18 protein-coding genes are annotated in these 20528 nt (G+C 28.7%); 16 read left to right on the top strand and 2 right to left on the bottom strand.

What is annotated here, in order from left to right:
- Positions 1 to 58: 58 nt before the first annotated feature.
- On the top strand, positions 59 to 1882 hold the full coding sequence (locus tag BM335_RS02060) for a DEAD/DEAH box helicase (RefSeq protein WP_090222578.1): 1824 nt from the start codon (positions 59 to 61) through the stop codon (positions 1880 to 1882).
- 54 nt (positions 1883 to 1936) lie between these two features.
- Here BM335_RS02060 and rocD read toward each other — a convergent pair whose 3' ends face one another.
- The gene (gene rocD, locus BM335_RS02055; protein WP_090222576.1) at positions 1937 to 3175 is read right to left on the bottom strand and encodes an ornithine--oxo-acid transaminase; all 1239 of its coding nucleotides are present in this window, start codon (positions 3173 to 3175) and stop codon (positions 1937 to 1939) included.
- A 234-nt stretch (positions 3176 to 3409) separates the two neighbouring features.
- On the opposite strand from rocD, the gene BM335_RS02050 reads away from it, so the two are divergent.
- From BM335_RS02050 to BM335_RS02010, 11 genes are all read left to right on the top strand, one after another.
- Positions 3410 to 3838 (top strand): c-type cytochrome, encoded by a 429-nt coding sequence (locus BM335_RS02050; RefSeq protein ID WP_090222573.1) that lies wholly within the window; start codon positions 3410 to 3412, stop codon positions 3836 to 3838.
- A 70-nt stretch (positions 3839 to 3908) separates the two neighbouring features.
- Positions 3909 to 5318: a 23S rRNA (uracil(1939)-C(5))-methyltransferase RlmD gene (gene rlmD, locus BM335_RS02045; protein ID WP_090222570.1), complete on the top strand. Its 1410-nt coding sequence runs from the start codon at positions 3909 to 3911 to the stop codon at positions 5316 to 5318.
- Between the two features lie 5 nt (positions 5319 to 5323).
- The gene (locus BM335_RS02040) at positions 5324 to 5773 is read left to right on the top strand and encodes a DUF6452 family protein (protein WP_090222567.1); all 450 of its coding nucleotides are present in this window, start codon (positions 5324 to 5326) and stop codon (positions 5771 to 5773) included.
- Positions 5748 to 6431, top strand: coding sequence for a DUF6048 family protein (locus tag BM335_RS02035; RefSeq protein WP_245780589.1), 684 nt, complete (start codon positions 5748 to 5750; stop codon positions 6429 to 6431). The genes BM335_RS02040 and BM335_RS02035 overlap by 26 nt, the downstream gene beginning before the upstream one ends.
- Positions 6432 to 6467: 36 nt before the next feature.
- Positions 6468 to 7415 carry an isopenicillin N synthase family dioxygenase gene (locus BM335_RS02030; RefSeq protein WP_090222565.1) on the top strand — a complete coding sequence of 316 codons (948 nt, stop codon included), beginning with the start codon at positions 6468 to 6470 and terminating at the stop codon, positions 7413 to 7415.
- Positions 7412 to 7585 carry a hypothetical protein gene (locus tag BM335_RS15635; protein WP_177219131.1) on the top strand — a complete coding sequence of 58 codons (174 nt, stop codon included), beginning with the start codon at positions 7412 to 7414 and terminating at the stop codon, positions 7583 to 7585. Before BM335_RS02030 ends, BM335_RS15635 begins: the two co-directional genes overlap by 4 nt.
- Before the next feature lie 28 nt (positions 7586 to 7613).
- On the top strand, positions 7614 to 7964 hold the full coding sequence (locus BM335_RS02025) for a translation initiation factor (RefSeq protein WP_090222561.1): 351 nt from the start codon (positions 7614 to 7616) through the stop codon (positions 7962 to 7964).
- Positions 7965 to 7968: 4 nt separating this feature from the next.
- Entirely contained in the window at positions 7969 to 8841 is an 873-nt protein-coding gene (locus BM335_RS02020) for a nucleoside phosphorylase (RefSeq protein WP_090222559.1), read from the top strand.
- Positions 8842 to 8891: 50 nt separating this feature from the next.
- Positions 8892 to 9047: a hypothetical protein gene (locus BM335_RS15630; RefSeq protein ID WP_177219130.1), complete on the top strand. Its 156-nt coding sequence runs from the start codon at positions 8892 to 8894 to the stop codon at positions 9045 to 9047.
- Between the two features lie 143 nt (positions 9048 to 9190).
- Positions 9191 to 10123, top strand: coding sequence for a peptidylprolyl isomerase (locus tag BM335_RS02015; RefSeq protein WP_090222556.1), 933 nt, complete (start codon positions 9191 to 9193; stop codon positions 10121 to 10123).
- 98 nt (positions 10124 to 10221) lie between these two features.
- The gene (locus BM335_RS02010) at positions 10222 to 10914 is read left to right on the top strand and encodes a tetratricopeptide repeat protein (RefSeq protein WP_090222553.1); all 693 of its coding nucleotides are present in this window, start codon (positions 10222 to 10224) and stop codon (positions 10912 to 10914) included.
- Between the two features lie 41 nt (positions 10915 to 10955).
- Here the strand turns inward: BM335_RS02010 and BM335_RS02005 are convergent, their stop codons facing one another.
- On the bottom strand, positions 10956 to 13637 hold the full coding sequence (locus BM335_RS02005) for a TonB-dependent receptor (protein ID WP_090222551.1): 2682 nt from the start codon (positions 13635 to 13637) through the stop codon (positions 10956 to 10958).
- A gap of 161 nt (positions 13638 to 13798) precedes the next feature.
- On the opposite strand from BM335_RS02005, the gene BM335_RS02000 reads away from it, so the two are divergent.
- The 4 genes from BM335_RS02000 (at position 13799) to BM335_RS01985 (ending at position 20511) form a co-directional block, all read left to right on the top strand.
- Positions 13799 to 14266: an Mpo1 family 2-hydroxy fatty acid dioxygenase gene (locus BM335_RS02000; protein ID WP_090222548.1), complete on the top strand. Its 468-nt coding sequence runs from the start codon at positions 13799 to 13801 to the stop codon at positions 14264 to 14266.
- A 7-nt stretch (positions 14267 to 14273) separates the two neighbouring features.
- Positions 14274 to 17162 (top strand): OmpA family protein, encoded by a 2889-nt coding sequence (locus BM335_RS15970; protein WP_143102370.1) that lies wholly within the window; start codon positions 14274 to 14276, stop codon positions 17160 to 17162.
- A gap of 6 nt (positions 17163 to 17168) precedes the next feature.
- Entirely contained in the window at positions 17169 to 17510 is a 342-nt protein-coding gene (locus BM335_RS01990) for a tRNA-binding protein (protein ID WP_090222545.1), read from the top strand.
- A gap of 103 nt (positions 17511 to 17613) precedes the next feature.
- Entirely contained in the window at positions 17614 to 20511 is a 2898-nt protein-coding gene (locus tag BM335_RS01985) for an FAD-binding and (Fe-S)-binding domain-containing protein (protein WP_090222542.1), read from the top strand.
- Positions 20512 to 20528 lie beyond the last annotated feature (17 nt).

Genomic DNA, 20528 nt, shown 5'->3' with positions numbered 1-20528 from the left:
TTTGCACGATTTTTAACCGGTTTATAGATGGGCATCTGTAAATCAATAATTTAACAGAATGTCGACATTTAAAGAATTAGGGCTTAGCCAAAATGTGCTAAAAGCCTTAACCGATTTAGGATACGAAAATCCTACACCAATTCAATTACAATCAATTCCACAAGTACTAGCTTCAAAAGTAGATTTAAAAGCTTTTGCACAAACAGGAACGGGAAAAACAGCAGCATTTAGTTTGCCAATTTTAGAACAAATTGAGGCTAAAAGCAAAAACACACAAGCAATTATTTTATCACCAACACGTGAGTTAGCAGTTCAAATTGCTAAAAATATTGAAGAATTCTCTAAATATTGTGATGGCGTTAATGTATTAGCGGTTTATGGCGGATCAAGCATAGAAGATCAAATAAGAAAACTTAAAAAAGGAGTACAAATTGTTGTTGGAACTCCTGGCAGAACTGTTGATTTAATAAAGCGAAGAGTTTTAGATTTAAACTCAATACAATGGGTAGTTTTAGATGAAGCTGATGAAATGTTAAATATGGGATTCAAAGATGAATTGGATGCTATATTAGAAGCTACTCCTGCAACAAAACAAACATTACTTTTTTCTGCAACATTCCCAAGAGAAGTTGAAGATATTGCACGTCATTATATGACAAAACCTGTAGAAATTACTTCAGGTGAGAAAAATAAAAGTTCAGATCAAGTTTCACATCAATATTACGTAGTTTCAGAAAGAAACAGATACAATGCTTTAAAAAGAATTGCAGATGTTAATCCGGATATTTACAGTATTATATTTTGTAGAACTAGAAGAGAAACACAAGAAGTTGCTGATAATTTAATTAGAGACGGATACAATGCAGATGCACTTCACGGAGATTTATCTCAAGCCCAACGTGATAGTGTTATGGAAAAATTCAGAAAAAAACATTTACAAATTTTAGTAGCTACGGATGTTGCTGCCAGAGGTTTAGATGTGAATGATTTAACGCACGTAATAAACCATAAACTACCAGATCAAATTGAAAGTTACAATCACAGAAGTGGTAGAACAGGTAGAGCTGGAAAAGAAGGAATTTCAATTGCTATTGTAACCGCACGTGAAAAAGGAAAATTAAGCCCAATTGAAAGAAATATTGGTAAAAAATTTATCAGTACTCCTATTCCAACAGGAAAAGAAATTTGTCAAAATCAATTATTAAAGTTAATTGATAAAGTACATGATATAAAAATAAATGAAACTGAAATTTCAGATTTCTTACCTTCTATTTATGAAAAATTAGAAGGAATGGATCGTGAAGAATTAATTAAACGTTTTGTTTCTTTAGAATTCAATACCTTTTTAACCTATTATGAAAATGCTCCAGATTTAAACGATAGTGGGCATATGAAACGTTCTTCTGATAGTAGAGGAAAAAGTAGAGATGATGAAAATATGACGCGTTTCTTTATTAATATTGGACGAAAAGACAAATTAAATCCAGCACGTTTAATTGGATTAATTAATGACCAAAGTATTGCAAAAAACATTGAAATTGGTCAAATAGAAATTTTAGATACTTTTTCATTTTTTGAATTAGATAAAAATTATCAAGAAGAAACACTTACTGCTTTTCAAAAAAATGATGTTGATTTTGAAGGTAGAAATGTAAATGTTGAAATTACTGAGAAAAAACGTTCAGGAAGAGGTGGTTCTGGAAGTTCTAGAGGAAAAAGAAGAGAAAAAAGCGAAAACAGCTCAGAGGGAAGCGGAAGAACCAGAAGTGGTGGTGGAAGAGCTAGAAGCAAAGATAGAAAAACTGCTGGTGGAGGAGATTTTAGTAAATTTGGTAGAAAACGCTCTGATAGCAAAAGCACTAAAAGAAGAGGAAGAGATTAAATATTAAATACTTAATCATAAAAAAAGCGGCTTAAAAGCCGCTTTTTTTATGAGTTAAAACTCTTGTATTGTTTTCTTAATAATTGAAACACAATCTAACAATTGTTCTTCATTCATTACCAAAGGTGGTGCAAAACGAATAATATTTCCGTGTGTAGGTTTTGCTAACAAACCATTATCTCTTAATTTCATACAAATATCCCATGCAGTAGTACTATCTTCTGTATCATTAATAATTATGGCATTCAACAATCCTTTTCCTCTTACTAATTTTACTAAATCGAACGAATCAACTATTTTTTGAATTTCACTTCTAAACAATTGACCTAATTTTTCAGCATTATCAGCTAATTTTTCATCTTGTATTACTTCTAAAGCAGCAATTGCCACAGCACAAGCCAATGGATTTCCTCCAAATGTAGAACCATGTTGCCCTGGTTTAATAACATTCATAATATTATTATTTGCCAAAACTGCGGAAACCGGATAAACACCACCGCTTAAAGCTTTTCCTAAAATTAAAATATCTGGAACTACATTTTCATGATTTACAGCTAACAATTTACCTGTACGTGCTATTCCTGTTTGCACTTCATCTGCAATAAACAATACATCATATTTTTCACATAATGCTTTTGCTTTTGCCAAATAACCTTTTGAAGGCACGTAAACACCTGCCTCACCTTGTATTGGTTCAACTAAAAAACCGGCAATATTTTTTGTTGATTTTAATGCATTTTCAAGTGCATCTAAATTATCATAATCAATTTTTATAAAACCTGCAGTATATGGTCCAAAGTTTTTACGCGCATCTTCATCATTAGAAAATGAAATAATGGTAGTTGTTCTTCCATGAAAATTATTTTTACAAACAATTATTTGCGCTTCATTTTCAGGGATATTTTTTTGTTCATAAGCATATTTTCTACATAATTTTATAGCAGTTTCAACAGCTTCAGCACCAGTATTCATAGGTAAAACCTTATCAAAACCAAAATATTGAGTTAAATATTTTTCATATTTTCCCAATACATCATTATAAAAAGCACGTGATGTTAAAGTTAAAGTTGTTGCTTGTTTTTGCAATGCATCAATAATTTTTGGGTGACAATGTCCTTGATTTACAGCTGAATACGCCGATAAAAAATCATAATATCGTTTACCTTCAACATCCCAAACATACACACCTTCTCCTCTACTTAAAACTACTGGTAAAGGGTGATAGTTATGTGCTCCGTATTTGTCTTCTAAATTAATTGCTTGTTGTGATGAAATTTGTTCAGAAACCATCATTAAATAAGTTTTAAAAATTGAAAATTATCAATTCCTCATTTTAAGGAGAGAAATCATCCTATTTTAAACTGCAAATTACAAATAATTTATCAATAAAATAATTTCGGTGAATATGATTTTTAAATAATAACTTTAAAATTAACAATTCAACTCACAAAATATTTTTTGTCATAAAAATCACACTATGTTTAATTTAAATCAATAAATTTGTCGAATAATTTATAACAAAAAAAAATGAAAAAATCAGTTTTAGTTTTAGGGTTAGCTGCACTATTTTTTGCAAGTTGCGGTGAAAAAAAGAAAGACGAATTAAAAAAAGAAGTTGAAACTCCAGTAGAAGAAGTAAAAGAAGTTGCTACGGAACCTGCAAAAGGACCAGCAGAATATTTAGTTTTGGGTGAAAAACTTTTTACAGAAAAAACTTGTGCTACTTGTCACCAAGCAGACACTAAAGTTATTGGACCTTCAATAAAAGAAATTAGTAAAGTTTATGCTAAAAACAATGCAAATATTGTAGCATTTTTAAAAGGTGAAACTCCTGCAATTGTTGATACTGACCCAGGTCAAGTTGCAATTATGAAAGCTAATTTAGATGGTTTTGTGAAAGACCTAACTAGTGAAGAAATTGCTGCTTTAGCAGTTTATATGGCTAGCATAAAATAAGAATTCTTAAACATTTTTAAAAGCATCCCTTTAGGATGCTTTTTTTATGCTAAAATGCTACATTTGCAAAATGACAAGAAAGAAAACACAAACAATTTTTGAACACATTGAAGTTGTTGATGCCGGTGCAAGAGGTAAAACTGTTGCAAAAGCACCAGATGGTAGAGTTATTTTTTTAACAAATACAGTTCCAGGAGATATTGTTGATGTTAAAACAGGCAAAAAACGCAAAGCATATTTTGAAGGTACCGCAGTTAAATTTCACAAATACTCAGAAAAAAGAACGGAGCCTGTTTGTGAACATTTTGAGCATTGTGGCGGTTGCAAATGGCAAAATATGAAATATGAGCATCAACTTGCTTATAAAGAAAATGAAGTAAAAAATAACTTAATTAGAATTGGACATTTAGAATTACCTGAAATAACACCAATTCTTGGCTGCGAAAATATCTTTTTTTACAGAAATAAAATGGAGTTTTCTTTTTCAAACAGTCGATGGTTAACACAAGAAGAAATAAATTCAACCGAAGAAATTGATAACAGAAATGCTTGTGGATTTCATATTTCTGGAATGTGGGATAAAATTTTAGATATAAAAAAATGTCATTTACAAGAAGATCCATCTAATGCAATCCGTAATTTTATTAAAGATTTTGGAATTAAAAATGGTTTAGAATTTTATAACCCAAGAGAACAGTCTGGTTTATTAAGAACTATTATGTTAAGAATTTCTTCTATTGGAGAAATTATGGTAGTTATTCAGTTTTTTAAAGAAAATATCAAAAAAAGAGAAGTATTGCTAAATGCGCTTGCTAATGAGTTTCCTCAAATTACATCACTTCAATATGTTATAAACGGAAAAGGAAATGATACTTTATATGATCAAAATATCCTACTTTTTAAAGGTAGAGATCATATTTTTGAAGAAATGGAAGGTTTAAAATTTAAAATTGGTCCAAAATCTTTTTATCAAACCAATTCTAAACAAGCATATGAATTGTACAAAATAACTAGAAATTTTGCAGGTTTAACAGGCAATGAAGTTGTGTACGACTTTTATACCGGAACTGGAACTATCGCTCAATTTGTTGCTAAAAATGCAAAAAAAGTGATTGGTGTTGAATCTGTTCCTGAAGCTATAGAAGATGCAAAACTAAATGCACAATTTAATAACATTAAAAACGTTGAGTTTTATGCAGGTGATATGAAAGATGTTTTTAATGATAACTTTATTAAAAAACACGGACAACCTGATGTAATTATTACAGATCCACCAAGAGATGGAATGCATAAAAATGTAGTTGCAAAAATTTTAGAAATTGCACCAAAAAAAATAGTGTACGTTAGCTGTAATTCAGCTACACAAGCACGTGATTTAGCATTAATGAAAGATTACTATAAAATTATTAAAACTCAAGCTGTTGATATGTTTCCGCAAACGCATCATGTAGAAAATGTTGTACTTCTTGAACTTAAATAAAACATATGAAAAAATATAGTTTACTCTTATTCATTTTAATTGTTGCATTAACCAATTGCGAAAAAGATGATATTTGCATTGAAGCAACAACGCCTAATTTAATTATTAAGTTTTACGACACAAATGATCCTGAAACTTCAAAAGCAGTAAATTCACTCACAGTTACAGCTAATGAAAAAGAAGATATTTATACCGGTGTATCTTTAGATTCTATTATAATTCCATTAAATTTATCTGAAAATAGTACAACTTATAAATTTCAATCTGGAACAAAAACCGATACAATAATTTTTAATTATGATAGAAAAGATGTATTTGTATCGCGTTCTTGTGGATACAAAACAGTATTTGAAAATTTTACGATGCAAACAACTAATAACTGGATAAAAAGTTATGTAATTAATAATTCAACAATTGAAAACGAAACAAATGCGCATATCAATATTTATCATTAGTTTATTTATATCAGTTGCTGGATTTTGCCAACAAGAAAATGATACTATTAAACGAAAAGAAAGTTATGGAATAAGGATTGGGGCCGATATAAGTAAACCCATAATTTCATTTTTAGATAGCGACAAAAAAGGGTTTGAATTAACTGGAGATGTTCGGTTTTTAAGAAATTATTATGCTGCAGTTGAATTAGGCTTTGAAGATGTAATTTCCACTGAAGATTACATGAAATTCACCACAAAAGGTTCTTTTATAAAAGTAGGTGTAAATTATAATGCATATCAAAATTGGAAAGGAATGACTAACGAAATTTATTTTGGAGGTCGTTACGGATTTAGTTTCTTTAACCAAACCTTAAACAGTTATACACCAAATATAAAAGGCACCTATTTTGAAGCTACGTTACTAGAACCAAACACAGAATTTAAAGACCTTTCTGCACATTGGCTAGAATTTGTTGTAGGAATGAAAGTAGAAACATTCAAAAACCTGTATTTAGGAACTCAAATAAGTATCAAAAAAATAATAAATACAAAAGAGCCAACTAATTTTAAAAACCTTTACATTCCAGGATTTAATCGTGTATTTTTAAATGATATGGGAATTGGTTTTAACTACAGCATTAGTTACTTAATACCTATTGTAAAAAAAAATAAATAAAATTTTGTATTTTTAATTTGTTAATTAAAATATATAATGAAAAATATACCTAGCGTTAATTTAGCTGATTTTCTCTCTGAAGATGCTAAAAGAAAACAAAAATTTATACAAGAAATTGGTGAAGCTTATGAAGAAATAGGTTTTGTAGCATTAAAAGGTCACTTTTTATCCGATGAACTTTCACAAAATTTATATAAAGAAGTCACCGCTTTTTTTGATTTGCCAAAAGAAGTTAAAGAATCTTATGAAATTGATGGAATTGGAGGTCAACGTGGCTATACATCCTTTGGAAAAGAAAGTGCAAAAGGTAAAAAAGAAGGCGATTTAAAAGAATTTTGGCATTTCGGACAAGAAGTTGTTGGAAACGATAAATTAAAAGCTGAATATCCAAAAAACGTCCTTGTAAATGAAATTCCAGACTTCAATAAAACGGGAATGGAAGCTTATAAAATGTTGGAGAAAACGGCCATTTATGTTTTAAGAGCGTTGGCTTTATACATTGGTTTAGATGAAAAATATTTCGACAAATATGTGATCAACGGAAATAGTATTTTGCGCCCAATCCACTACCCTCCTATTAAAGGTGAACCAAAAGGTGCAGTGAGAGCTGCAGCACATGGCGACATTAATTTAATTACTTTACTAATGGGTGCATCGGCAGCTGGATTAGAAGTTTTAAATAAAAAAGGAGAATGGATTCCTGTAACTGCCTTGCCTGAACAATTAGTAATTAATGTTGGAGATATGTTAGAGCGTTTAACAAACAACAAATTACGCTCAACTATACACCGTGTTGTAAATCCACCAAGAGATGAATGGGACAAGCCTCGCTATTCTATTCCATTTTTCACACATCCAATAAGTGAAATGAAATTAAATTGTTTACCAGAATGTATTACAGAAACGCATCCAAAAGTGTATGATGATATTACAGCTGGCGAATTTTTAAACGAACGTTTAAGAGAATTAGGTTTATTAAAATGATTTCAAAAAAAGTAATCTCGCTTTTTACTTTTGGTGTTTTTCTAATAATTGCTGGTGCCATTTTAAAAATTGCAAATAATCCTCAAGCAAGTATTATTTTAGCAATTGGTTTGGTTTTTGAATTATTAGCAGCACTACTTTTTATATGGAATAAACTTCATAAAAAGTAATATTTCAATTACCTTAGATGATTATAAAATGAGTAAAAAAAAATTAAATAGTTTAGAAGATTTAGGTGGATTTGTATTTTCTACAAATACCAATTTTGAATTTGAAAACGAAGAACAAGAAGAAACTTTAGTACCAAAAAAGCAATTTTTAGAAGCCCATTTTTCTAATAAAGGAAGAGGAGGAAAAACAGTTACAGTAATTACAGGTTTTGTTGGATCGGAAGATGATTTAAAATCTTTAGGAAAACTACTGAAAACAAAATGCGGCGTTGGTGGAAGTGTAAAAGATAATGAAATTATAATTCAAGGGAATTATAGAGATAAAATAATGGAAATCCTTAAAAAAGAAGGATATAATATAAAACGCGTAGGCGGATAAATTTATGAACAAAATAGCAGCTTCAGAGCTAATTTTAAACCCAGATGGTAGTGTTTATCACTTAAACTTAAAACCAGAAAATATTGCTACAAATATTATTTTTGTAGGCGATCAAAATAGAGTACCAAAAATAACGGCACATTTTGATAGTGTTGAATTTGAAACTCAAAAAAGAGAATTCAGAACCATTACAGGAGTGTATAAAGGCACAAGAATATCTGTGATTTCTACAGGAATTGGACCTGATAATATTGATATTGTAATGAATGAATTAGATGCTTTGGTAAATATTGATTTAGAAACCAGAACACTAAAAAAAGAGCATGTACAACTAAATATTGTTAGAATTGGAACTTCAGGTTCTTTACAAAAAGATATTCCTGTTGATAGTTTTGTGCTAGCGAAATATGGTTTAGGTTTTGATGGAATGTTACATTCATACGATTGTGAACATATTTTAGAAAAAGATTTTGAAGATTTATTTATAAAACATACTAATTGGAGTCCAAGAAAAGCACGTCCTTACGTAGTAAAAAACAGTGCTGAGTTAGAAAAAAAATTAACTAGTGATAACGTATTTGTTGGTGTAACAGCTACTGCGGGTGGCTTTTACGGCCCACAAGGTCGTGTTTTGCGTTTAGCATTACAAGATCCTGCTTTAAATAGTAAAATTGATAATTTTGAGTTTAATGGGGTAAGAATTACAAATTTAGAAATGGAAACTTCCGCTATTTATGGATTATCTAAATTGCTAGGACACAATGCTTGCTCAATGAATGCAATTATTGCCAACAGAGCAAACGGTACTTTTAGTGAAAATCCTTATAAACCAGTTGAAGAATTAATATTGTACACTTTAAATAAACTAGTTTCATAAAATAATTTAGTATATTCATTCGTTAATAAAATAATTGAAATAAAATCGTAATGAAAAAATTCATCATAAAATTAGTTGGAATTACTTGTATAGTACTGATATTTGGCGCTTGTAAAGCAAAAAAAGGAGGATGTGGTTTAACAAGTGATGCTTCAAAAATTGAGCAAACAGTAAAAATTCAAAAAATATCAAAGGCAAACGTTTAACTTTATAACATATCTAAAAACCGCTTTAAAAGCGGTTTTTTTACCTAATTTTTCAGCAAAATATATTCTATCAATAAGTTTTTTATATTACATTCTATTTAAATGAAAGCATGTATCTTTGCTAAATTCAAAAAAACAAGAAAATGAATAACGGATTATACGCAAAATTTAACACTTCAAAAGGTGTTATACTAGTAAATTTAGAATTTGAAAAAACTCCTGGAACAGTAGGAAACTTTGTTGCTTTAGCAGAAGGAAATTTAGAAAATAACGCAAAACCACAAGGAAAACCTTATTATGATGGGTTAAAGTTTCATAGAGTTATTGCAGATTTTATGATTCAAGGAGGTTGCCCACTAGGAACTGGAACTGGATCTCCTGGTTATAGTTTTGATGATGAATTTCACCCAACTTTAAAACACAATGCACCAGGTATTTTATCTATGGCAAATTCTGGGCCTGCTTCTAATGGAAGTCAATTTTTTATAACACACGTTGCAACGCCTTGGTTAGATAATAAACATACTGTTTTTGGAAATGTTGTTGAAGGACAAGATGTTGTTGATGCGATTGCTCAGAATGACATAATCGAGTCTATTGAAATAATTAAAGTTGGAGAAGCTGCTGAAAAATTTAATGCCGTTGAAGCATTTAGAACTTTTGAAGGCTCAAGAGCAAAAAGAGAAGCTGAAGCAAAAGCTGCAATGAAAGCGCAAATGGATAAAATTGCTGCTGGTTATGATGAAACTCCTAGCGGATTACGTTATAAAATATTACAAGAAGGTACAGGAAAAAAAGCAACTAAAGGAAGTATGGTTTCTGTGCATTATAAAGGTCAGTTGTTAGATGGTCAAGTTTTTGATTCATCATACCAACGTAAAGAGCCTATTGAATTTCAAGTTGGTGTTGGTCAGGTAATTGCAGGTTGGGACGAAGGAATTTTATTATTAAATGTTGGCGACAAAGCTCGTTTTGTAATACCATCAAACTTAGCCTACGGAAGTCGCGGTGCAGGTGGAGTAATTCCTCCAGATGCAACCTTAATTTTTGATGTTGAGTTAATGAACGTATTATAAAACTTTTGTTACTAATTCATATTTAAATCGTCTAACCTTGCAAAGGTCTGGGCGATTTTTTATTTTTAACATTCTCATTTCATTTATATCTTTCAATTATGAAAATAAAATCCTTTTACATATTTATAGTTACACTACTATTTATTAGTTGTAATTCAAAAATAAATAGTCCTGAATTTATTGAAAATACTACTGGAAGGTATTTGTACAATTCTGATGAAGTAATTGAAGTTTACTTTAAAAATTCTGAATTATTTTTAAAATGGCGAGGCGCTAATGAAATAAAACCTTTAAAAACTGATGAAAATACATTTTATGTAAAAGAAATGAATGAAAAAATTCAATTTAAAATAAATCCAGCTAACAATAAAGAATACATAGTTTTACTACCTAAAAATGAAAAAGATTCGCTTCAATATAATTATAGAAAACTAAATGAAGATGAAAAAACACCTACTGAATATTTATTAAATGATGAATTTGATAATGCCTTAGAAGCCTATAAACTAATTAAATTTAATGATTCATTAGATCCTTTAATTGAAGAGGCCTATTTAAATAGACTCGGTTATAATCAATTAAAAGACAATAATTATAAAAAAGCCATTGATATTTTTAAAATAAACGTTGCGTTATACCCAAACAGTTCAAATGTATATGATAGCTATGCTGACGCCTTGTTTAAACAAGGCGACACATTAAAAGCTATAGAAAACTATAAAAAATCATTAACGCTAGATTCTGGGAATAAAAATGCCATAAGACAAATTAAACGCCTAGAAAAAAAATAACAATATTTTTTTACACTAAAGTACTGAAGAGATTAGACGAATTAATGAAAATGTCTTCTTCTATCATCAGAACCTCTTTTACTTTCTTTTCCTGAAGGAGGTTTTATGCTATATGTAAAACTTAACATTGCATAAGTCCCAAGGCTTTTCTTAAAGGTTTCTTCAAAATAATTATCAGAACTCACTCTTTCAATTTCAATATTTTTATCTAAAATATCAAGTACTTGAAACTTTAAATTTCCGCGCTTACCTTTCAAAAATGCATATTCAACTGCTACGTTCCAAATTGGAACTGTTTGCGAATCAAAGTTATTATCAGTGTATAATGAATAATCAAACTGGGTATTAAAATTGAAACTATTAGTAATATCCCAATCAAATTTTGAATAATAATTTTGTTTAAAATAGTCTCTATCCCTTCCTTGAAGTGAGTAAGTTGTTTTGTCTAAATCATAATTTGCACCAACAGTAATATCAACATTATTTTTAACATCATTACTTAAACTTAATCCAAAACTATTGCTGTTTGTTTTTGTTTTATTATAAGCATTATCAATAATTGTTGTGTAATCATTAAAACTAGAGCTTACCCTTAATGTATACCTAACAGGAAGTCCTTTAATTTTATTTCCATAATGAATCATTCCTCTAATATTCGTTTTAGAACCGTAATTTTCATAAGTTCTGTTTGCTACATAATTTTCATCAATACTTCTATTAGTAACAATTGCATTAGTAGTTTTGCTATAATTAATAAAACTAAAAAAACTTGCTGCTGTTTGAAAATTATGTGAATACATTCTTAAATTAACATTATTTGATTCTTCTGGAGTTAAATTTGGATTTCCTACAGTAATTGATAATGGATTAAAATCGTTTACTATTGGTGTAACTTGATTAGAACTTGGTAATGATGTAGATTTATTATATCTAAACCTTAAACTTTTACCTTTTTTAAATTCATAATTTACAGTTGCACTTGGTAAAAAATTGTCGTATTTATTGTTGATGTTTGAATTAGAGTCTATATCCAATTTTTGCTTCATTGTTTCTAAACTTCCAGATAAATACACTTGAATTTTATCTTTACTATACACATAACCTAACTGATTTTCAAACGTTTGATTTGTATAATCTAATTGATAGATAAAAGGATTTTGTTCAATTGTATTTATGGTTTTTGTTTGATCTAAACTTTCATCACTTGCATTATTTTCAAAACTTGTTGAAAAACTTATTAAATGATGTTCAATTATAGGTTCCATATATCTAAAAGAAAGATCATAATTAAACCCTTTATTTCGTTCTTTTCTTTCCGTTCTTTCATCAGATTCTGTATATGAATTTACATCTGAAATGTTGTATTTAGTTAACGAGTTTTGATAATTTACATCATCATTATCAGAAAAAGAAATTGCACTTCTAACTCTTATATTTCTTCCTTTTTCATTTATTTTTTTTCGATATGAAAAATTTAAATTTCCACTATTTCTTAAATCATCACTGCTAGTATTTCTTGTACTATTGGTGTCTTCTATTTTATTTTCATCAAAATAGGTTGTTGTATTTGTATTTGATGAAGATCTATTATCGTTTTTAAAGTTTCCTCTAAACTCTAAATACGTATCTTTTTTAGATCTATCGCGTAAACTAAAGTTTACATTATGGTTGTCTGAAATATTTTCACTGGTAGTTTCTTGCTCATTTGTAAAAGATGTTTCACTTGTAAACTCTGTTCTATTAGAGCTTTCTTCTTGTTCTCTATCTGAATGTCCAAAATGATAGTCTAAATTAAAATTTAAATCCTTTTTAAACTCATAATTATAATTAGCACCAGCTGTACCTGTGGTTAAATAACCACTTCCATCTCCTCTACTTCCATCTCTACTAAAAACAGCTGCTCCAGTGTTATTTATGTTATTTAAATTTCCAAATACTGCTAATTGAGAATTTTTGGTAAATCTATTAATATCAAAATTAGAAGTATATCTATCATTTGTACCTATACCTGCACCCATTTTACCAAAGTAACCTGATTTTTTACCTTCTTCTAAAACAAGATTTATAATTTTAGTTTTTTCGCCATCTTTAACACCTGTTGTTCTGGCATCATCACTTTCTTCATCAATAATTTGAACACTTTTAATAGCATCAGCAGTTAAGTTTTTTAATGCAATTGTTGGATCGTTATTAAAAAATTCTTTCCCATCAACCAAAATTTTAGTAATTTCTTGTCCTTGTGCAGTTACAGATCCGTCTGTTCCAATTTGTACGCCCGGTAACTTTTTTATTAAATCTTCAACATTATCATCTTGTTTAACTTTAAACGCTTTGGCATTAAAAGCAACAGTATCTTGTTTAATTTTAATTGGCACAATTGCATTTACCACAATTTCATTTAAATTATTCACCTCTTTTTCTAGCTTAATTGTACCTAGGTTTAATGGTGAATTGGTAACTTTTAAAACCCTTTGATTGGCTTGATAGGTCATTAAATACACTTGAAATAGATATGTATTTTCCTTAAATTCAGACAATTCAAATTTTCCATCAACTCCAGTTGTGGTATATTTTATAAGTAAAGAATCTTTTTGTTGTAGTAACGCTACAGAAGCAAATTCTAGCGGATTATTATCTTCATCAACTACAACACCTTTTATACTTTGGGCATATATGGAAATAAAACAACTTAAACTTAAGAATAGTGTTACTATTTTTTTCATTTTAATAGAATAATTAATTTATATGATATGCTTTTTTAAGCAAATATTTGCGGTTCTAAATTTTTAATATCTTTATAGCAAAGTTTTAAACACCAAAATTGAGTTAAAATATTTTAAAAACCCACTTTTAATAGTTAATAAGTGTTAACAAAACTAAAAAAATGAAAAAATTACAAACTTGGTTTGATGAATATGCAATAAGTCATCAAAATAAAACAAATCAGTTAATACATTATATTTGTGTACCCGCTATATTTTTTAGTATTGTTGGTATGTTTATGAGTATTCCTTCTTCAATATTTACAAATACTTTTAATATTCAGAATCCTATTATAGGAAATTGGGCAACCATACTACTTGTTGTAGTATTACTATTTTATTTACGATTATCTTTCTCTTTGTTTCTTAAAATGTTTATTTTTTCTGCAATATGTTTAATTGGAAACCGTTATTTATCTATTGTTTTTCCATTATTTTATGCTTCATTAACTATTTTTGTAATTGCATGGATTGGTCAATTTTATGGACATAAATTAGAAGGGAAAAAACCATCTTTTTTTAAAGATTTACAATTTTTACTCATTGGTCCGGCTTGGGTTTTTGAAAAATTAACAAATAACAACCGTTAAAAAATATATGAAGAAAGTAACTCTTTTATTAATTTTATTTTATGTCAATTTAAGTTTCTCTCAACAAAAAGATTACGAAGTATTTAACACTGCAATTAATTCTAAATTTGCTGAATTAGGCACTACTTTTTTAAAAAATAACACTTTAATTTTTGCTTCATCAAAAAAAATTGACGACGACAAAAATTTTTTAAAAGACCGAAGAAAAAATAACGGACAATCATTTTTAGAATTTTATACTGGAATTGTAAATGATAAAGGTGATATTATTGAAACAGGAAAGTTTACTAATGAAATTAAAAATAAATTTTTTGAAGCCGACATTACTTTTAGCCCCGATTTAAAAACAGTGTACTTTACTTGGAATAATTTTTATAGCATTGAAAGTAAGGAAGATATTGAAAAATGGAAAACCTTACGAATTGTTAAAGCTACACTAAATGAAAATTTTGAAACAAGTGATATTACATTTTTACCATTTAATAGCGAAACATATTCTGTAAGAAGTCCTATTGTAAGTAATAATGGTAAAAAATTGTTTTTTGTGTCTGATATGCCCGGTGGTTATGGCGAAAGCGATATTTATTTTGTTGATATTCATACTGACGGAACATATGGAAAACCTGTAAATTTAGGTCCAAATATAAATTCAGCGTATGATGAGCAATATCCAACCTTAGATGCCAATGAAACACTTTATTTTTCAACAATTGGAAGATCTGGTAAAGGTGGTTTAGATATTTTTAAAAGCGAATTTAAAAATGGCGAATACCAAAAAGCAGAAAATTTACCAGAACCTATAAATAGTAAATTTGACGAATTTGGTTTTGTATATAATAACGCTACTGATTCTGGTTTTTTTACTTCAAATAGAAAAGATGGTATTGGAAATGTAGATATTTATGCATTTGTACCAAAAGAATTACTTTGTAAACAAGATTTTGCATTTAATTTTGTTGATGAAAAAACAAAAAAAGAAATAGACAATTTAAACATTACCCTAACTAATTCAGACAATCAAATTGTAGAGGTACTTTCAGATAAAAATAATTTAGCATACAAAACACAACTTAAATGTAATTTAACCTACAAATTAATTGTTGAAAAAGAACATTATAGACCATTTGAAACTTTTATTACAACCAACAATACATTAAACAACAAAATTTCTGAAACGTACAATTTAACACCTTTAGATTGTAATCAAGTTGTTGAAATCACTATTCTTTTTGAAGATAATAACAAAATGGTTGATAATTGTACTGTTTTAATTGTAGATAATAAAGGATCTGTATTAACACAACCAGTTGATGAAACACATAAAATTTCATTTAAAGCTGATTGCAATACATCGTATAATGTAATAGCAAATGCAACTAATTATTTACAATCTGAAATTGCATTTAGTACAGACAGTGCTTATAATACACAATTTAAAAAAGAAATTACGCTTACAAAAAAATCTTGTAACCAAACAATTACTGGTGTAATCACCAACACAAATAAACTTCCTATTACAGCCAATGTATCCTTATTTATTGATGGAAAATTAATTGAAAAACAGGTTACAAATAATTTCAATTTTAAAGTAAACTGTAATGCTACTTATGTAATTTTAGCTGAAGCAGATAATTACCAGCAAAGTGAAATTTTAATTAAAACAGGTGCTAATGCCAATATTGTTAATAATGCATCACTAGAGTTACAACCTAAAATATGTAACCAAGTAGTTGAAGTTAATGTAAATACCAACACTACAGATTTTGAACTTAATAACGTAACGGTAGCTTTGTATTCTAACAATGTTTTAATGGAACAAAAAAATATAAACAACTCAAATACAGTTAGTTTTAATTTAAATTGCAATACTTCTTATAAAATAATTGCTACAGCTACAAATTTTGAAAATAATGAAATTTCTTTTAAAACAGATACCGAAAATAATTTTAAAATCAATAAATCAATCACATTAACAGCAAAAAAATGTCAACAAAAAATTGAATTATTAGTATTTAACAAACTAACAAATCAGCAAATAAAAAATACTAAAGTTTCAATTTACAGTAATAATATGTTACTTGAAGAAAAATATATTGCAAATAATAACGCCTTAATTTTTGATGTAGCTTGTAATACAAGCTATAAAATTATTGGTGAAGCTGAAAATTTTGAATCCGAACAGTTAGAATTTAATACAGATTTAACTTTTGATTCCAGTACAACAAAGCAATTATATTTAAATCCAAAACCTTGTATTCAAACCTTAACACTCTCAATTTTTAATAAAGAAACAAAAGAAGCATTACAAGGTGCAAAAGTTACTATTTTTAAAAACAATGAAATTTTAAACAGCCATTTATTAGCAAATGAAACTACTTCTAATTTAGAATTAAATTGTGATACCAATTATAATTTAAAAGTAGAACTTGAAAAATTTGATACACAATTTTTTGAATTTCAAACAACTAACATTTACAATAGCGAGTTAAACAAAATTATTTACTTAACCCCTTCTGTAGAATATGTAACATTAGGAGGGCAGAAATTAATAAATACAAATAATATTTATTTCGATTTAGATAAAGCGGATATTAGAAATGATGCTGCTATAGAACTTAACAAAGTTGTGAGTTATTTAATAAACCATCCAACTATTAAAATTGAAGTAAAATCACATACCGATAGTAGAGCACCAGATAATTATAATTTAAAACTTTCTGATAGAAGAGCAAAATCTGTTATAAATTATATCATTTCAAAAGGCATAGATGCATCAAGAGTAACTGGAAAAGGTTACGGAGAAACACAACTATTAAATGAATGCTCTAATGGTGTTAAATGTACTGAAGCGCAACATCAACTTAATAGAAGAACCGAATTTGTAATTATTGAATAACCTAAAATGAAACCAACAATTAATTTTGATGACTTTTTAAAAGTTGATATTCGTATTGGAACCATTATTGAAGTAAAAGATTTTCCGAAAGCCAAAAAACCGGCATACCAATTAACTATTGATTTTGGTGAATTAGGCTTAAAAAAATCTAGCGCACAAATAACCAATTTATATAGCAAAGAGCAACTTCTTAATAAAAAAATTACTGCTGTTGTAAATTTTCAAAAAAAACAAATTGCAAATTTTTTTAGTGAATGTTTAGTGTTAGGAATTGAAAATAACAACAAACAAATTGTGTTATTACAACCCACTAATAACATCATAAAAAATGGAGAACAAGTTAGTTAATTATCCTTTTTTAACATCCTATTTTTAATTAAAAGTAAGCTTTAAACTCAGTAATATTTTAGTATCTTTCCATTGAATTAATTTTTCAATTTGAAATAAAAAAATGCTTCAAAATTTATCAAATTCTTTATCTGGTGAATTATTTTTTGATGATTTACTTAAAAGTATTTACGCTACCGATGCTTCAGTTTATAGAAAAATCCCATTAGCTGTCGCATATCCAAAAAACACGGAAGATATACAAACACTTATTGCGTTTGCAACTAAAAATAAGATTTCTTTAATTCCCAGAACAGCAGGAACTTCATTAGCTGGACAATGTGTTGGTGATGGAATTGTAGTGGATGTTTCTAAATATTTTACAAAAATTGTAGCGTTTGATGAGTACTTGAAAACAATTACTGTACAACCAGGAATTATTAGAGATGAGTTAAACTTATTTTTAAAACCTTTCGGCTTATTTTTTAGTCCAGATACCTCAACCACCAACCGTTGTATGATTGGCGGTATGGTTGGAAATAATTCATCAGGCACAACATCTATTAAATATGGCGTTACGCGTGATAAAGTATTGGCTTTAAAAACTATTTTAAGCGATGGTTCTGAAGTTACTTTTGAAGCCTTAACCAATGAAGAATTTCAACTTAAAAAAAGAGGAAGTACCTTAGAAAGTGCTATTTACACTAACATTTATAATGAACTTTCAAATCCTGAAATTCAACAAGAAATTGAAAAAGAATTTCCAAAAGTTGCTATACACAGAAGAAATACTGGTTATGCAGTTGATGAATTACTAAAATCATCTATATTTTCTGATTCAGAAGAAAAAATAAACATCGCTAAACTTTTATGTGGAAGTGAAGGAACGTTAGCTTTTACAACAGAAATTACACTACAATTAGACAATTTACCACCAACTGAAAGTGTGTTAGTGGCGGCGCATTTTAACAGCATTCAAGAAAGTATGGAGGCGGTTGTGATTGCAATGAAACACAACCTTTTTATGTGCGAATTAATGGATAAAACCATTTTAGATTGCACAAAAAATAACCGAGAACAATTAAAAAATAGATTTTTTGTTGAAGGAGATCCTAAAGCTATTTTAATGTTAGAAGTGAAATCGGACACCATTACTGAAACCCAAAAATTAGCGGATGCATTAATTGCCGATTTACAAAAGCATAATTTCGGTTATGCGTATCCTAAACTTATTGGCGAAAATATTCACAAAGCTATTAATTTACGAAAAGCCGGTTTAGGTTTACTAGGTAATATTGTGGGCGACAGAAAAGCAGTAGCTTGTATTGAAGATACTGCTGTAGAAGTAGTTGATTTGCCAAATTATATTAGTGAATTTTCTGCAATGATGGCTAAATACGGGCAAGATGCTGTGTATTATGCACACGCCGGTGCAGGTGAAATTCACTTACGCCCTATTCTAAATTTAAAAAAGAATGAAGATGTTGTTTTATTTAGAACCATTACTACTGAAGTTGCCAAATTGGTAAAAAAATACAAAGGTTCATTAAGTGGAGAACACGGAGATGGTATTGTAAGAGCTGAATTTATCCAGTTAATGATTGGCGAAAAAAATTACGATTTATTAAAGCGAATTAAAATTACTTTTGACCCAAATACCATTTTTAACAAAGGAAAAATTGTAAACGCTTTTCCAATGGATCAGAGTTTGCGTTATGAAATTGATAGAACTGAACCAATTATTGAAACCATTCAAGATTTTTCTGATAGCCAAGGAATTTTAAGAGCTGCAGAAAAATGCAATGGTTCAGGCGATTGTAGAAAACCAGTTTCGGCAGGTGGAACCATGTGTCCGAGTTACAGAGCAACCAAAAATGAAAAAGATACAACCAGAGCACGTGCAAATGCACTGCGTGAATTTTTAACCAATTCTGATAAAATCAATAAGTTTGATTCTGAGGAATTAAAAGATGTTTTTGATTTATGTTTGAGTTGTAAAGCTTGTGCCAGTGAATGCCCTAGCAATGTAGATATTGCGGCATTAAAAGCAGAGTTTTTATACCAATATCAAAAAGCAAACAAACCTTCATTACGCACACATTTATTTGCTTACAACAACAAATACAATAAATTAGGAAGTATGTTGCCTTTTGCAACTAATCTACTTTTAGATTCCTATATTACTAAAAAAGTATTAGGGATTGCTACACAAAGAAGCATTCCAAAGTTGTATAAAACAACACTAAAAAAATGGTACAAACTAAATGTTGAAAAACTTCAAAAAGGTAACTTTATAAATGGTGAAGTCTATTTATTTTGTGATGAATTCACTAATTATTACGATGTTACCATTGGAATTGACACTGTTGAATTATTAACTAAATTGGGTTATAAAGTACTGATAATTAACCACAAAGAAAGCGGCAGAAGTTTTATTTCTAAAGGATATTTAGATGAAGCTAAAGTAGTAATTGATAAAAATATTGAACTATTTAAAGATAAAGTTTCAGAAAATACACCTTTAATTGGGATAGAACCGTCGGCTATTTTAGGTTTTAGAGATGAATATATTCGTTTGGCAGATGATAAAATAAGTGCTAAAAAACTAGCATTAAACACCTTTACAATTGAAGAATTTATCAAAAAAGAATTTGAAAAAGGTGCTATAAAAGTTTCTAGTTTTAAGAATACTGCCAAAGAAATTAAAATACATGTGCATTGTCAGCAAAAATCATTAAGTACAACTGAAGCCACCTTTGTAATACTTAACATTCCAACCAATTACAAACCTACTATTTTAAATACTGGCTGTTGCGGAATGGCTGGTTCATTTGGTTACGAAAAAGAGCATTATAACATTTCTATGCAAGTTGGAGAAGATACGTTGTTTCCAAAAGTGCGAAATACACCAATAGAAATTGAAATTTCAGCATCTGGAACTAGTTGTAGACATCAAATAATGGATGGAACTAAGCGTACAAGTAAGCATCCGGTAAGCATTTTAAAAGAAGCTTTAGTTTAACACATAAAAATACTTTA

It is taken from the genome of Lutibacter maritimus (assembly GCF_900116115.1).
Taxonomy (GTDB): Bacteria; Bacteroidota; Bacteroidia; order Flavobacteriales; family Flavobacteriaceae; genus Lutibacter; species Lutibacter maritimus.
This window is presented reverse-complemented; position numbering and strand designations above follow the sequence as displayed.